The sequence below is a fragment of the Nitrosomonas mobilis genome, assembly GCF_900103035.1.
Classification (GTDB): Bacteria; Pseudomonadota; Gammaproteobacteria; order Burkholderiales; family Nitrosomonadaceae; genus Nitrosomonas; species Nitrosomonas mobilis.
Genome location: NZ_FMWO01000011.1, coordinates 21,169 through 37,250 on the forward strand (window position 1 = coordinate 21,169; position 16,082 = coordinate 37,250).

The 16,082-nt window shown below is 47.3% G+C and carries 14 protein-coding genes and 1 pseudogene; 8 read left to right on the plus strand and 7 right to left on the minus strand.

All coding sequences use genetic code 11. The features are described from left to right. Positions 1-108: 108 nt before the first annotated feature. Entirely contained in the window at positions 109-1,689 is a 1,581-nt protein-coding gene (ctaD, locus tag NSMM_RS00245; RefSeq protein ID WP_090283446.1) for a cytochrome c oxidase subunit I, read from the minus strand. Positions 1,690-1,755: 66 nt separating this feature from the next. Next, positions 1,756-2,550, minus strand: coding sequence for a cytochrome c oxidase subunit II (coxB, locus tag NSMM_RS00250; RefSeq protein WP_245654615.1), 795 nt, complete (start codon positions 2,548-2,550; stop codon positions 1,756-1,758). 567 nt (positions 2,551-3,117) lie between these two features. Here coxB and NSMM_RS00255 point away from each other — a divergent pair. Genes NSMM_RS00255 through rfbD form a run of 7 tightly spaced genes read left to right on the plus strand, consistent with a single transcriptional unit; the run spans position 3,118 to position 10,832 of the window. After that, positions 3,118-3,810, plus strand: coding sequence for a Bax inhibitor-1 family protein (locus NSMM_RS00255; RefSeq protein ID WP_090283450.1), 693 nt, complete (start codon positions 3,118-3,120; stop codon positions 3,808-3,810). 29 nt (positions 3,811-3,839) lie between these two features. Continuing rightward, positions 3,840-6,224 carry a heavy metal translocating P-type ATPase gene (locus NSMM_RS00260; protein ID WP_342671768.1) on the plus strand — a complete coding sequence of 795 codons (2,385 nt, stop codon included), beginning with the start codon at positions 3,840-3,842 and terminating at the stop codon, positions 6,222-6,224. Between the two features lie 26 nt (positions 6,225-6,250). Further along, positions 6,251-6,484, plus strand: coding sequence for a heavy-metal-associated domain-containing protein (locus NSMM_RS00265; protein WP_245654616.1), 234 nt, complete (start codon positions 6,251-6,253; stop codon positions 6,482-6,484). Positions 6,485-6,541: 57 nt separating this feature from the next. Next, a complete protein-coding gene (locus tag NSMM_RS00270; RefSeq protein WP_090283456.1) occupies positions 6,542-7,519 on the plus strand; it encodes an acetyl-CoA carboxylase carboxyltransferase subunit alpha in 978 nt (325 codons plus the stop codon). Continuing rightward, positions 7,479-8,855 (plus strand): tRNA lysidine(34) synthetase TilS, encoded by a 1,377-nt coding sequence (gene tilS, locus NSMM_RS00275; protein ID WP_090283458.1) that lies wholly within the window; start codon positions 7,479-7,481, stop codon positions 8,853-8,855. Before NSMM_RS00270 ends, tilS begins: the two co-directional genes overlap by 41 nt. A gap of 4 nt (positions 8,856-8,859) precedes the next feature. Then, positions 8,860-9,918: a dTDP-glucose 4,6-dehydratase gene (gene rfbB / locus NSMM_RS00280; protein ID WP_090283460.1), complete on the plus strand. Its 1,059-nt coding sequence runs from the start codon at positions 8,860-8,862 to the stop codon at positions 9,916-9,918. Beyond that, complete coding sequence (gene rfbD / locus NSMM_RS00285; protein WP_090283463.1) at positions 9,918-10,832, plus strand: dTDP-4-dehydrorhamnose reductase; 915 nt, start codon at positions 9,918-9,920, stop codon at positions 10,830-10,832. Before rfbB ends, rfbD begins: the two co-directional genes overlap by 1 nt. A gap of 1 nt (position 10,833) precedes the next feature. Here the strand turns inward: rfbD and NSMM_RS00290 are convergent, their stop codons facing one another. From NSMM_RS00290 to NSMM_RS00310, 5 genes are all read right to left on the minus strand, one after another. Beyond that, entirely contained in the window at positions 10,834-11,787 is a 954-nt protein-coding gene (locus NSMM_RS00290; protein WP_090283465.1) for a S49 family peptidase, read from the minus strand. Between the two features lie 54 nt (positions 11,788-11,841). Further along, a complete protein-coding gene (locus NSMM_RS00295; protein WP_090283467.1) occupies positions 11,842-12,489 on the minus strand; it encodes a YiaD family glycine zipper/OmpA-like lipoprotein in 648 nt (215 codons plus the stop codon). 87 nt (positions 12,490-12,576) lie between these two features. After that, positions 12,577-13,518 (minus strand): nickel/cobalt transporter, encoded by a 942-nt coding sequence (locus NSMM_RS00300; protein ID WP_090283469.1) that lies wholly within the window; start codon positions 13,516-13,518, stop codon positions 12,577-12,579. A gap of 13 nt (positions 13,519-13,531) precedes the next feature. Further along, positions 13,532-14,152, minus strand: coding sequence for a DUF1007 family protein (locus tag NSMM_RS00305; RefSeq protein ID WP_176753808.1), 621 nt, complete (start codon positions 14,150-14,152; stop codon positions 13,532-13,534). Between the two features lie 135 nt (positions 14,153-14,287). Further along, complete coding sequence (locus tag NSMM_RS00310; RefSeq protein WP_143001800.1) at positions 14,288-15,043, minus strand: hypothetical protein; 756 nt, start codon at positions 15,041-15,043, stop codon at positions 14,288-14,290. Positions 15,044-15,166: 123 nt separating this feature from the next. Here NSMM_RS00310 and NSMM_RS00315 point away from each other — a divergent pair. Further along, positions 15,167-16,082: pseudogene (locus NSMM_RS00315) on the plus strand (IS1595 family transposase); the annotation flags it as partial.

The following is a 16,082-nucleotide window of genomic DNA, read 5'->3' on the forward strand; positions in this document are numbered from 1 at the left end:
CGGTAATTATATAAATAACGATGAACATAACCAGCAAGATCAACGCTGTCAGTATTTTTCTACGCTTCAGCTTTGTATCATTGTTATCAGTCACACCAGAATCACTCTTTAAAATTTAACAACCGGGGGTGTTTCAAAACTATGATACGGCGCCGGTGTAGGCAAATGCGTCCATTCCAATGTTTTTGCTCCATCCCAAGGCATATCGGGTGCTTTTTCACCGCTGCGTAAACATTTAATAACAATGTACACAAACAACAGCTGAGCCAAACCAAATCCAAATGCCCCGATACTGGAAATCATATTGAAGTCCGCAAACTGTAAAGCGTAATCCGGGATTCTTCGTGGCATACCAGCCAAACCTAAAAAGTGTTGTACAAAAAAAGTGAGATTGAAAAATACCATCGATAACCAGAAATGCCATTTTCCAAGCGTTTCGTCATACATGCGACCGGACCATTTTGGCAACCAGTAGTATGCGCCGGCGAACAAAGAAAATAACGAACCGGAAACCAACACATAATGGAAATGAGCAATCACGTAGTAAGTATCCTGCACTTGAATATCGACCGGAACAAGCGCGCAGACCACACCACTGAATCCACCAATAACGAACAGCAAAATAAATCCTATTGCGAATAGCATGGGTGTCTCGAACGTCATTGACCCCCTCCACATGGTAGCCGTCCAGTTAAATACTTTCACACCAGTAGGAACTGCAATCAACATCGTTGCGTACATAAAAAATAACTGACCTGCGGCCGGCATTCCTACTGAAAACATATGGTGTGCCCAGACAATGCAGGATAGGATTGCAATTGAAGCCGTGGCGTAAACCATCGATGAATAGCCAAACAATGGCTTACGCGCGAAGGTTGGAATGACCTCAGAAACAATGCCGAATGAAGGCAAAATCATGATGTATACCTCTGGGTGACCAAAAAACCAGAACACATGTTGAAACAGCACAGGATCACCGCCACCAGCAGCATTAAAAAAGCTAGTCCCAAAGTGACGATCTGTCAGCAGCATGGTCACGGTACCCGCCAGCACTGGCATCACCAGCACCAGTAAGTAGGCCGTAATCAACCACGTCCAAACAAACATCGGCATTTTCATCAGTGTCATGCCCGGAGCGCGCATATTCAAAATAGTAGTAATGATATTGATCGCACCCATGATGGATGAAGCGCCCAGAATATGAATTGCGAAAATCATCATATCAACACCCAGACCGCCCTGAGTGGAAAGAGGCGGATAAAAAGTCCATCCGCCTGCAGCTGCGCCACCCGGCACGAAAAATGATCCTATCAGCAGCGATGCCGCAACAGGCAGTAGCCAGAAACTCCAATTATTCATCCGTGCAAACGCCATATCGGGCGCGCCGATCATCATAGGTACCTGCCAGTTAGCAAATCCAACAAAAGCCGGCATAATTGCACCAAATACCATGATCAAACCATGCAACGTAGTAAATGAATTAAACACTTCAGGCTCGAATATCTGCATACCCGGCATAAAAAGCTCAGCCCGCACACCCATTATTAAAAATCCGCCGATAAACAGCATGGTCAGACTAAAACACAGATACATGGTGCCAATATCTTTATGATTAGTCGCTCCTATCCAGCGCATAATGCCGGTAGGGTGGCCATGCACATGACCATGCACATCTTGAACTACTGCCATTTTACTTCCTCCTTAATTAAACCAACTTACCAACTTTGCCTGCAAATCCTTGACGAGAATTGCAAATTACTTTGCAGCAGCATTAATAATTGCGGCATTCGCATCTGTAGCAGCTGTTTTTAACTGATCAGCAACCCATTGGGCATACTGCTGCTCCTCAACCACCTCGACAACAATTGGCATAAATCCGTGTTCCTTTCCACACAACTCTGCACATTGCCCACGAAAAACGCCAACATTGTCCGCCGTAAACCAGGTGTCTCGAATAAACCCTGGGATCGCATCCTGTTTAACTCCCAGCGCGGGAACCCACCAAGCATGAAGCACGTCATTTGCTGTTAATATAATCCTGATTTTTTTGCCAACGGGAACCACTAAACGATTATTCACCTCCAGCAGATAGTTTTCACCTTTAGGCGTCTCATTGTGAATTTCTGACTGCGAAGTTGCCAGTTGGCTGTAGAATTTTATGCCTTCACCCTCGCCTTGCAGATAATCATAGCCCCACATCCACTGGTAGCCGGTTACTTTAACCGTAATATCCGACTCAGTAGTATCCTTCATGGCGATGACCGTTTTGGTGGCTGGCCAAGCCATGAATATAAGAATAATACAAGGAATGGCTGTCCAAATAATCTCAACTGTGGTGCTGTGATGAAAATTTGCAGCTTTATATCCGGCCGATTTGCGATGCTTGACGATGGAATAGCCCATCACCCCAAATACAGCAATAAAAATAACCAGACAGATCCATAATGCCCAAATATGCTGGTCATATATCTGCTGAGCGATGATGGTCTGAGGCTCCGGCAAATTGTACTTACTTGACACCGCTGAACCTGAATAAAAACCAAGTACCATCACTCCCACCCAGAACGACAACAATTTACTGCCCATAATTTAACACCCCCCCACGTTAATCAACTAATTACAAATCACTACGTTATACATATTATCTTCAAACTTTTGCCATACTAAAAATTATTCTATTCATAGAAACAGACAATCTTAGCGTTCACGATTATCCTAAGTGAAAGTCTAGCACTCCAGGCATGCAATCGCAAGGAATAATCATGATTTTTATAGGAAAATTACCCCATTAACACCATGGTGATTTACCGCCTGAACAGCCAATATTTTTAGATTTATGCCGCTTTCAACTGATTTTTTAATTACATGTAAGCCTCATATCATTTCCCGCAAGCTAGTTTGCGACGTTATATACATATTTAATCGTCGATTAAGAATTAACCATTATTAAGAAATGGTTAATTCTTTCAATGATAGAATAACAGCGGAATGAAATAAATTCCACGAATAATAATTGCAACTTTTAGCAAGGCAAGCCAATCTCAGGATATATTGACCAATCTATGTTCGTACAAAGTCGTTACCTGTAACCATCGTCACATAAAAGGAGAACCAACAATGCAATCAACAACACGTTTCACCGCCAGCCAAACTGTATTGGATCCAAGCATACGCAATATTGTACTAAGAAATACCTACCTGATGCTCAGCTTAACGATGATCCCCACCGTAATCGGTGCGTTCATGGGTTTAAGCACGAATTTTTCGTTTCTAGCAGAATCACCCATTGTCGGCTCACTTGCCATGCTTGCAGCTATGATCGGGCTGATGTTTGCGGTTAGCGCTACCCGTAACAGCATCTGGGGAGTCGTTTTACTGTTCGTCTTTACCTTTGTTGCTGGCTGGTGGTTAGGCCCACTTCTGCAATTCGCGCTTAATTTCAGTAATGGCTCGCAGCTTATTGGTATGGCTGCTGCTGGAACTGGTGTTATTTTTTTTACGCTTGCCAGTATCGCAACCGTCACGAAAAAAGATTTCGGGTTTTTAAGAAACTTTCTACTTATCGGGCTGGTACTTATCATTCTAGCATCGCTCGCTAACCTGTTTTTTGCAATCCCAGCTGTTTCGCTTGCCGTGTCCGCTGCAGCTGTCCTGATTTTCTCGGGCTTTATTCTGTATGATGTCAGCCGGATTGTGAATGGCGGCGAAACTAACTACGTTATGGCAACACTTGGGATATACTTGAGCATATATAATCTTTTCATCAGCTTGTTACAGCTATTGCTTGCCTTCTCTGGTGAGAGAGACTAGTCTCCCTTTTGCGCACCGATTTGTCCGCCGTGCAGACCCAGAAACTTGAACTCTCCATAATAGGTATGACCTGCGCGGCGTGCGCGGCTCGCATTGAAAGGAATCTCAATAAACTTCCGGGCATACACGCAGCGGTCAATTTTGCCAGTGAAAAAGCACTGATCGAGTTTGACAACAGCTTAACGTGCCCTGAAGAGCTTTCGCGCTCGATTGAAAAAGCAGGTTTTGCGGTCGCTGATCGTACTGTACTATTCCAGATCGAAGGCATGACCTGCGCGGCCTGTGGTAATCAGATTGAAAAAGCGTTGCATAATCTGCCTGGCGTCATGGTAGCGCTTAATCCGGCAAGTGAAATCGTTCGTATCACGTTCAACCCCGTGCTCACCACAATTAGCGAACTAATTGCCACGATAAGGCATGCCGGCTACGGCGCACGGGAAATCACCGGCAGCAGCCGGGAAGCAGAAAAAGTCCAACGGCTCGCAGCTTATCGGCAAGAGCGTCATATTTTTTTGATATCAGCAGTACTGGCCTTGCCGTTTCTGCTGGAAATGGCCATGATGGCGACTGGAGATCATAACCATCTACTCCCGCGGTGGTTGCAATGGATGCTTGCTACTCCCATCCAATTCTGGGCAGGAAAAAGGTTTTATACGGGTGCGTGGCATGCATTGCGCGGCGGTGGCGCGAATATGGATGTACTGGTCGCACTGGGAACCAGCATGGCTTATTTTTTCAGCGCTGCTGTGACTTTCTGGCAACTGGATCTCCACGTCTATTTCGAAGCAAGTGCAATGATTATTGTCTTGGTATTACTGGGCAAACTGATGGAGGCACGTGCCAAGCAGAAAACCTCGTCTGCGATCGAATCACTCATCAGACTACAACCCAAAACTGCCCACATAGAACGTAATGGCGTAATTATTGATGTGGATGTCAATTCAATTCAACCAGGTGATATTTTTGTCATCCGGGCAGGCGAAACCCTACCAGTTGACGGCATCGTCATAGAGGGCGGTTCCAGCGTAAACGAGTCTATACTGACCGGCGAGAGTCTTCCCGTCCCCAAAGAAACAGGTGCCAAGGTATTTGCGGCTACCAGCAATTTGCAAGGCCTGCTGAAATGCCGCGCAACCAGTGTTGGTACCAATACTCAACTGGCTACCATTATCCGATTGGTAGAAGCTGCTCAAGGCTCCAAGGCACCAATACAACGTCTAGCTGATGCCATCGCCGGTATTTTTGTTCCAGCCGTTGTTTCAATTGCCCTCGTCACTCTGGGCGTGACTTGGTGGTGGTCTGGCCAGTTTGTGACGGCACTGACCCATGCAGTTGCCGTGTTGGTCATAGCCTGTCCATGTGCGCTGGGGCTGGCCACGCCGACCGCAATTATGGTAGGTGCCGGACGGGGTGCGCAGGAAGGTATACTCGTCAAAAATGCAGCAGCACTCGAACTAGCTGAAAAAATTCAAGTGCTGATCGTCGATAAAACCGGCACCCTGACTGAAGGCCATCCGGTGGTAACCAATATTGTCACTACCGGCTCGATCAATGAAAGTGAGTTGCTGCAAATTGCTGCCTCGCTGGAACAAGGGTCAGATCACCCACTCGCCAGAGCAATATTGGAGCAGGCAAGCACGCGCAATATTCCGTCCTTGCCGATAAAAGATTTTGTATCCCTAACCGGCCAAGGAGTTGCTGCCACTTGTCAAGGTGTCAGCTACCTGCTCGGCTCCCCCGGGTTTTTGGAAAGCAACGGAGTCGACGTCGAGCAGACCCGGTTCTCAGCACTGCAGGCAGAAGGAAAATCTGTAGTTATCATCGCCGCGCAAACAGAACCTGCGCCACAGATAATGGGCTATCTTGCAATTGCTGATCCATTGCGCAGCACTTCTGCCAAGGCAGTTGAACGACTGCAGGGTATGGGCATTGAGGTCATCATGCTCACCGGAGATAACCCGATCACCGCCGCAGCTATTGCTGCTCAAGCAGGAATCCAGCATTTTCAGGCAGAGGTATTACCACAGGACAAGGCAGCGGCAGTTGAGGCCATCCAGGCAAGTGGTCGTTTTACTGGTATGGTCGGAGATGGGGTAAATGATGCTCCGGCGCTTGCGAGTGCAAATATCAGTTTCGCGATTGCTGCCGGTTCCGATGTTGCAATCGATGCAGCTGATATCACGCTGATGCGTAATGATCTGATCAGTGTGGCTGATGCAATTTTACTCTCGCGCAGTACCTTGTACAAAATTCGCCAGAACCTGTTCTTTGCTTTTTTCTATAATACACTAGGGATCCCGCTGGCAGCGTTTGGTATGCTTAACCCGGTCATTGCGGGTGTCGCGATGGCCATGAGCTCGGTTTCCGTTGTCACGAACTCGCTGTTGCTCAAACGCTGGAAAGCAGAACATTGACAGACACCCAACACCTCACAAAAATCATGGAGCATCAACACATGGGGAATTCCGTCACGACAACCATTATCCCAGTCAAAGGCATGACCTGTATGGGCTGTGTCAGTAGTGTCAAAACAGTTCTCGAAAGACTGCCCGGCGTCATCAAGGTTACTGTCACGCTCGAAGGCGCGCAGGCAACCGTTGAACATCAAACAGCTTCTTCCAGAATTGAAGATTTTAAATGTGCTATAGAAGAAGCGGGATTTGATATCTCCTGAGAATCTACAGGTCAGCACAAATCCTGTATCATCGTTTTTTCAATCAAAACTTTATTTATGAAAACCTTCTTTCTGGATTTTGAAAAAGGGATCGAGGAGTTCGAGGCCAAGATTGAGCAATTGCGTTATACCCAGGACAATTCCGCTCTGGATATTTCAGCTGAGATTGCGAAATTGCAGGCAAAAAGTCAGGGGCTGACCAAGAGTGTCTATGCCAAGCTGACACCCTGGCAAATTTCACAGGTTGCCCGACACCCTCAGCGACCTTACACCTTGGATTACATACAGCATTTATTTACCAATTTTGAAGAATTGCATGGTGATCGCTGTTTTGCCGATGATCCGGCAATCGTTGGTGGATTGGCGTACTGCAATGGGCAAGCGGTGATGGTAATCGGTCATCAAAAGGGGCGTGATACCAAGGAAAAAATACATCGCAATTTTGGCATGCCCAAACCCGAAGGTTATCGCAAAGCATTGCGATTAATGCGTCTGGCGGAAAAGTTCTCGATCCCCCTGATTACTTTTATCGATACGCCTGGCGCTTATCCTGGCATTGATGCTGAAGAACGCGGACAATCGGAAGCAATTGGCAAAAATCTTTATGTCATGGCAGCACTGAAAATCCCAATCATTTGCATCATCATCGGGGAAGGGGGGTCAGGCGGGGCGCTAGCCATTGCTGTGGGAGACACCGTATTGATGCTGCAGCACTCCACCTATTCGGTCATCTCCCCAGAAGGTTGCGCTTCTATTTTATGGAAAAGCGCGGATAAAGCACCAGAAGCCGCTGAAATTCTTGGCATTACAGCAGACCGACTCAAGGAGATGGGCTTGATCGATGATATTCTTCCAGAGCCCATCGGTGGCGCGCACCGTGATTACCCTGCCGCCATGCAATCTGTCAAACAGGCTCTACAGGAATCACTACGCAAACTGCAGGACATACCCTTGGATTCTTTACTGCAAAGACGTTATGAGCGATTAATGGGTTATGGCAAGTTCAAGCTCAATCAACCCGAAAAATCTGATTGAGCTCCTACAACGCCATCTTCACTCGTTCGTCACGCCAGGTGATCGCCTCGCGCTAGCATTGAGCGGTGGCGTTGACTCCGTCGTGCTTCTGGATATACTGACCAGATTATCTACTGTCATCGGATTTCATTTATCCGCAGTACATGTGAGTCACGGCATCAGTCAAAATGCAGATCAATGGAGCCATTTCTGTCAGAAATTATGTAAGGAATACGCCATTTCCCTGTCCATCTTCCGGGTACAGGTTCACAAACAAGCGCAACAAAGTCTGGAAGCTGCTGCCCGAGATGCCCGTTATCAGGCATTTGCCCGTGTTGATACTGACTTTATTGTGCTGGCGCAACACCAGGATGATCAGGCCGAAACATTATTGCTGCAACTACTGCGCGGCGCGGGCATAAAGGGATTGAGTGCGATGCCCACCGTCAGGTTGTTGACAGGCACATCAATCAAGTTGCTGCGTCCTTTGCTGAACGTTCCGCGCGCTGCTCTATTGCATTATGCGCAAATCAATAATTTGTCATGGGTAAATGACGAGAGCAACACCAACACTGATTTTGACCGAAATTATTTGCGTCATCAGGTTTTTCCAGTAATTGAAATACGCTACCCTGCCTACCGAAAAACCCTTTCTCGTGCCTGCCGTCATCTGGGAGAAGCCGAACAGCTGTTAGACGAATTAGCGCAAGCTGATAGTGCTCAGGCAATTAATCGCGATACTCTGTCACTGGAAAAACTATGCAGTCTCAACCCGGCTCGCGCAAAAAACCTGCTACGTTATTTCTTGGCGCAGAAAATGTCTTATTTACCGTCCACATCCAAAATGGACGAGCTTCTGCGCCAGTTATGTGCTATCACCTCCGACAACCATTTCTTGTTTCAGTTTGAGAACATTGAAATCCGTTGTTTTCGGGGAATAATTGAATGCTTACCAATAAAATTTACCACAGAAAAGCACTTTATTATTCCCTGGCAAGGCGAAAAGCAGCTATTTATCGAACCGCTGCAAGGAACGCTGGTATTTACAAAAAAATCGGGAACCGGTATTGATTTACAGAAACTGTCCAGACAAACTGTTACGATTCGATCTCGAACTGGCGGAGAAAAATTTCAGCTGAATACTGCACGACCACAGCGTAGCTTAAAAAAGATTTTTCAGGAAGCCGCGCTTCCACCATGGAAACGTAACACGTTGCCATTACTGTTTTGTGCAGACACCCTGATCTGGGTAGCTGGAATCGGTGTTGATTGTCATTTTCAGGCCCCGCCGGACGCACCTGGACTGGAAGTTACCTGGTTACCAAACACACTTCCATTCAATTTACTCAATACATAACGCTATGATTCTAATTACAGGCGGCGCCGGTTTTATTGGTTCCAATTTTGTACTGGAATGGGTTGGCCAATCGGATGAGCCCATCGTTAATATCGATAAGCTCACCTATGCAGGTAATCTGCAGAATCTTTCCTTGTTGGAAAGAAATACACAGCATATTTTTGTATGCGCAGACATTTGCAACAGCGATGAAATGAGCAAAATTTTTGCTCATCATCAACCTCGCGCAGTCATTCACATGGCAGCAGAAAGCCACGTGGATCGTTCCATCCATGGCCCGGAGGATTTTATCCAGACCAATATCACCGGGACCTTTCGCTTGCTGGAAACGGCCAGACATTACTGGCGAAGCTTGCCGGAAGAGCTGAGATTGGCTTTTCGTTTCCTGCACGTATCAACAGATGAAGTCTTCGGCACATTGTCCGCCGATGAGTCCGCTTTTACCGAGAAACACTGTTTCCGCCCGAATAGTCCCTATTCCGCCAGCAAGGCTGCAAGCGACTGCCTGGTGCGTGCTTATCACCATACTTATGGGCTACCAACACTGACCACCCATTGTTCCAATAACTATGGCGCATACCAGTTTCCTGAAAAGTTGATTCCGTTAATGATTACCAATGCGCTTTCCGGAAAGCCGCTGCCAGTTTACGGTGATGGCCAGCAAATCCGTGACTGGCTATACGTCAACGATCATTGCAGCGCCATTCGTTGTGTGCTGGAAAAGGGCCGACCTGGCGAGACCTACAACATCGGCGGCCGGAACGAAAAACTCAATCTGGAAATCGTGCATACCATCTGCGATATCTTACAGAGAGAACACCCGGTTAATTACGATTATCGTAACCTGATCACCTACGTCGCTGACCGCCCCGGACATGATCGTCGTTATGCTGTTGACTCGCACAAAATTCATCATGAATTGGGCTGGGAACCTGCCGAGACCTTCGCAACCGGCATCGGAAAAACCGTGCAATGGTATCTACAGAATCAGGAATGGTGTCGAAATGTCCAATCCGGCGAATACCGAAAATGGGTTGAAACCAACTACATTGGCCGCATCTAGTGAAGATCTTGCTGCTCGGAAAAAATGGTCAGGTTGGCTGGGAATTACAGCGTAGCCTGGCGCCACTAGGTGAACTGATCGCGCTCGACCGGCATGATCTACAATATTGTGGTGATCTTGCGGATCAGGTTGGCATCGTACGTACACTCCAGGCCATCCGGCCAACCGTCATCGTTAATGCCGCCGCCTATACTGCAGTGGACAAGGCAGAAAATGACGTTGAAGCGGCTCTTTCCACCAATGCACAAGCACCTGGTTTGCTGGCAAGTCAGGCCAGAAAAATCGGTGCTTGTCTGGTTCATTATTCGACTGATTACGTCTTTGATGGCAGCGGTAACCATCCCTGGCGGGAATCCGACGTAACCGCGCCACTCAACGTTTATGGCCGCAGCAAGCTAGAAGGAGAAGCTGCTATTATTGAATCAGGCTGTAACCATCTGATCTTGCGCACCAGCTGGGTTTATGGCGCAATGGGGCAGAATTTTGCAAAAACTATCCTGCGGCTGGCACAGGAACGCGAGCAACTGACTATTATCAATGACCAGTTTGGCGCACCCACTGGTGCGGAACTGCTGGCTGATATTACTGCGCAGATCATTCCCAAATTACTGATAAATCCTGAATTATCAGGCATGTATCACGTTAGCTCGCAAGGCGAAGCAACTTGGTATGCCTATGCGAAGCTTATACTGGCTTTTGCGCGTGAAAAGCAAATTCCAATCAAAGTCAGTTCAGAAAGTATGGTTCCGGTAGCCACCAAAGATTTTGCTACAGCAGCGATTCGGCCACTTAATTCACGACTTAGCACTGAAAAATTTCGCGATACTTTTCAGTTATATCTGCCGCCCTGGCAAAATGGTGTCATTCGCATGCTCACCGAATTGATCGCCTTGCGGAATCCATCAAAAAATTGAACTATCGTAGTTGCAGGCTGGATTCAAGCCCGATCAACACGCTGGCCACGACCTGGCCAAACCGCTTCGCGAAACGGTCAACCAGCCCTTCTTGCGAGGTAAAATCGACAATACGGTCTGCTTGAATGATTTCTCGCGCAACATAGTCAACATCTCCCAGCGCATCAGTTAATCCCAGTGCAATACTCTGCTCACCCGTCCAGACGATTCCACTGAAAATTTGTGGGTCATCCTGCAAACGATCACCACGCCCCTTTTGTACGACATTAATGAATTGCTGATGGATCTCCGTGAGCATCCTGGTGGCATGTTGACGCTGCTTCGGACTAGCAGGCGAGAATGGATCAAGAAAACCTTTATTCTCGCCCGCAGCTAGCAAGCGGCGTTCCACGCCCAGTTTTTCAAGTGTGCCAGTAAAACCGAAGCCATTCATAATGACCCCAATTGAACCTACCACACTCGCCTTATCTACAAAGATTTTATCTGCGGCTACCGCAATGTAATAACCGCCAGACGCACAGATATCCTCGACAACCGCATAAAAAGGAATATCTGGATGTTGCGCCCGCAGCCGGTGTATTTCATCATTAATGGCACCCGCCTGAACTGGGCTTCCACCAGGACTATTGATGCGCAGAATTACTCCGGCAGTGTTGCGGTGCCTGAATGCATTTTTTAACCCTGCCTTGATATTCTCCGCGCTGCTTAATCCTTCAGCAGAGATTTCCCCCCGCAGGTCAACCAACGCCGTATGCTTGTCGGATACACTCACCGCATCCGAGTCAAACCAGCCCAATGCCCAGAAAAACAGAATAAATAGGTAGGAGAACGTCAATAAGCGAAAAAATATACTCCAGTTACGAGCTCTTCTCTGCTCCTGTAGAGAAGTAAAAATCAGTTTCTCCAGCAATTCCTTTTCCCACCTGTCTTTTTTGTCAGTTTCTATTTCGGTCATAACAACCTGATCACAATCCAGTTAGTTTTAATACAAAGAAATAAAAATTTTCGCTCAACGCGATTCGGTTACATAAATCTCGACACGCCGATTCATGGCGCGACTGGCCGAGGTGTTATTCGGTGCAACTGGTTCATAGGAACCACGTCCATCAATCTGGATACGTTGGTAAGGCACTCCCCTGCTGGCCAGATAATCACGCGTACTGGCTGCACGATTAACTGAAAGGGGGTTGTTGATCGCATCACTGCCGGTATTATCAGTATGACCAATAATCGTTACCTGCGTACCGGGGTTATTTTGTAAGCTGATTGCAAAGCTGTCGAGTATTGGGAAAAAGCCGGACTTGATACGCGCACTGCCGGTATCAAATGAAATATCACTTGGAATATTCAGCATCAGACGGTTATCCGTCGTTTGTGTCACCGATACCCCGGTACCTGCTGTGGCAGCTTCCATCTGTCGTCTCTGCTCCTCCATGCGTTGCGACCACAAATAACCAGCACCTGCTCCTACGGCGGCACCAGCACCCGCTCCGATAGCCGCACCCTTACCTCCGCCAGCAAGCGCACCAATTGCCGCGCCCGTTGCCGCGCCAATCAAAGAACCTTGCCCTGAACTCCGCTGCGTTGCCGACATATCCGCACAACTGCTTATAGATAATGCCGCTATAATCGCAATGGCTATTTTGCCTATATGCATGACACACTCCTTTATTATTGTTTACGAAAAAGCACTATAACAGAACTCTTTAAATTCCTGCAATTGAGGCGTTAAGGCGTCTACCGGTCATAACAATGGATGGCTAGCCGGTACGATATCAGTCACCGTAAACAACGCTACTCCCAGCAGCAGCAATAATGCTCCGCCGAGCAGCATCAATCCCGCGCCAAAGAATCGTATCAGTGCATAGCTTCTACCATTCCGCCCTGTCATCCACTTCAGCAATCTCGTTCTACACAAAACAGTCACCACCGCCAGCAGCGCAACTGCAAGCCCAGTGCCTACGCCCATGGCAAACGTGGCCATGATTCCAAAAATATAGACATTGACGACATAAGCATACATTAATACTAGTACGGCACCCGTACATGGCCGCAGCCCCATTGATAGCACGACCAGTCCACGCTGTTTCTTATCGTGTGCTGTTTCAGGCACATAATGATGTTGACAGTCACACGCATGGTCGCTTCCAGGCACCAAATGCTGATGCAGGCGCTTCAATTTCAATAAACGCAGGGTATGCATATTCCGTAAAGCGCGCAGACAAATCATTCCTCCCAATAAAACAATCAGGATATAACTGGCAAGCTCAAGATTATGGCTATACTTTCTAGCACTGCCAATAGACAGATCAAGCAATTGCGCCGTTACCGTCACCAGCACAATTGCTACAACCGCCTGCAGAAGCGCTGCCAGGAAGGACAGTTTGATGCCATGCGATATCTGCTCCTGATTCTGTGTTCCCAAATAACTTACGATAATTGCCTTGCCATGTCCTGGACCCACCGCGTGAAAAATACCATAAAGAAAGCTGACCAGAATCAATCCAGAGCCATATTGCCACGGTGAATTTCCCACCTGCGAAACATGTTCCGTCAGCACAACATGCAGCTGTTTCTGCAGCGTAGCAATTGCTGCCAGCAGGGTTGCCCAGGGAATCAGGAAAATGACAAGCAATACACCCAAACAGAATGCCGCCACCAACCATAAGCTTTTATTTCTAATCATCAGAAATATGGATTCAAGACTGCGGCTCGCACCTGATTACAATCTTTTCGGCAAACGCCTCCCCCAGACCATCGGTATCACGCTGCGTCCGATCCAGTGAAAACGCATAGGCAATCAACTCTTCCTGAATCTCAGGCATTCTGATCTGCTTGCTGCATTGCCATCCAGTGGGATGGCGAATTTCTATATTACTCACGCTTTCATGACTGTAAGCTATGTAATAAGTGGGATCAAAAACCAACCAGATCAGCTCGTTACCCTTCAAGAGCAAATGTGGGTTGAGCTGAAAATGCATACTCAGCTCAAGAAATTCTTGCTCACCATCCTTGACCACCTGTAATCGATAACGATCAGGTATCGGTAAAGCCATATCGCGGTCACCAATCGAGAGCACCGAGAAATAACCATAGGACTTCAGATTCGTCACCATACGACGCGCTTCCAGCTCAAGTGCCTTGGGCAACGGCTGCTGCCAGTCATTTGCCAATTCTGCAATCAGGATGGCAGAATAAAAAAAATCAAACCGCCAGACCTGGCTGGCGGTCACCAGGTGGCCACTGTCATTCAACTCGAATTCGCTACGAACAGTCACCCAGTTATGGGGATGGGCATTACAAACCTGAATTGTGGTCAATAAAAAATACAAGCATCCAAGCAAGAGTTTTAGTGACAAGTAGAAAATTCCTAAAAACGATTAACGCAATTCATTATCCATTATATTGATCAAGCGATTTCTAGTTTGCTTGTATGCAGGTTAACGGTCTGCCGATTAATTTTTGCTACGGACAGCGGCAACAAGTGCCCTGGTTTCTGTAAACAGCTCCGGATAATCACGCATGCATAATGAACGCTCCTGCCTGATACGCTCCTCATTATCATTCAGATTGGATTCGTCAAGCTCAAAACCAAACTGCGAAAGAAATCCATCCATGCTACCATCAGCTGTCAACGCTAATGGTGTTGATATATTTAATATTCTAGCCAACACGATATCGCCAAGCGCTTTTTTGAAATGACCGGCCTCCCAATACCAATTAGTAGCTGATTCACGATCACCCAATGATGGAATACGTTCACAGTTATAACGCGAATAACCACTAAAATCGTATAATTTGATGTTGATGTGAGAATGGCGTTTTCGTGCCACAGAAATTTCATTGATCAGCAACCGCTTCCATTCTGCAAATATGGGCCACAATCCAGTTTCTTCGAAAAGCGCAAGTATTTGGGAATGATAGGGATAGATGATCAGGTTTATAGTTCCGTTAGATGGCGCGGTAATATCAAAGATGACGCGTAGTGAATCAAAATCATTTAGAGAAATCGAGCCATTTGCTTTTCTAAGATAGACTTCCGCATTTTCCTGCGCTCGCTGTTGAAACAATTTATTATATCCGGCGGAGCGTGCTATTGGTTTATATTGATTGAGCGGATTAAAACCCTTGGCTGTCATGGTAGGGGCTTCCACGTCCCGTTGGATAAGAATAGTACGAATCGCATCTGCAACAGATGCTAGTGAAAACAATACATCAAATTTCCAGAACCATCTATCAGAAATTTCCCTGAAATTTAAGGCTATGTCTGCATTAAACGTTGGAACTACCTTTTTGTCGAATAGGCTGGAACCTTAAGACTGGAGGGTATAGTCATGGAAGCCACTGATTTTCGGGAGTGGTGGAAAAGATATCGCAACTTAATCGTCGTCAAAAAGAACAGGCCAAACATTATCTGAGCGAGGCGAAGCCACAAGCTGTGGTTGTGAAATATCTTGAGGATTCTTTTGAGCCGAGTTGTCCGGTCTGCCAGGCGGATCGCCCTCATCGTTGGGGGCACCAGGCGGGGTTGCAACGTTTTCGCTGTTGCTTATGCAAGCACACATTCACGGCTATTTCGGGAACTCCTTTGGCCCGTCTGCGGCATAAGGAGCAGTGGTTGAATTACAGCGCAGCGTTGATTGAAGGTTTGACCGTGCGAGCTAGCGGCAGGCAATGCGGAATAGACAAAAACACCAGTTTTCGCTGGCGCCATCGGTTCCTGACTTTGCCGGCGGCTACTAAAGCCAACCACTTGCAAGGAATCATTGAGGCGGATGAGACCTTTTTTCCCTCTTCCTGCAAAGGTCAACGTCACCTGAATCGTCCACCGCGTAAACGCGGCAAGCAAATCCATGTACGTGGCACAGGCAAAGATCAGGTGCCGGTGCTGGTAGTACGCGACCGCTCTGGTGCAACAGCAGATTTCATGTTGAATGCGCTTGATAAAAAGACAATTGAGCCGTCTTTGCGGGCTATCCTGGCAAAAGATGCCATTTTCTGTAGTGATGGCGCTGCCGTCTACCGGTCTGTGGCTCATAGCCTCGGAATTACCCATCGCCCCGTCAATCTCTCTGCTGGAATTCGAGTCATTGCTGGTGTTTACCATATCCAGAATGTTAATGCCTACGACAGCAGACTTAAACAGTGGATGAAAAGATTTCATGGGGTCGCAACCAAATACCTGGAAAATTACCTGGGCTGGCGTAGATGGCTGGAACGTTGGGGTGGGCACAACTCGCCAATCATTGG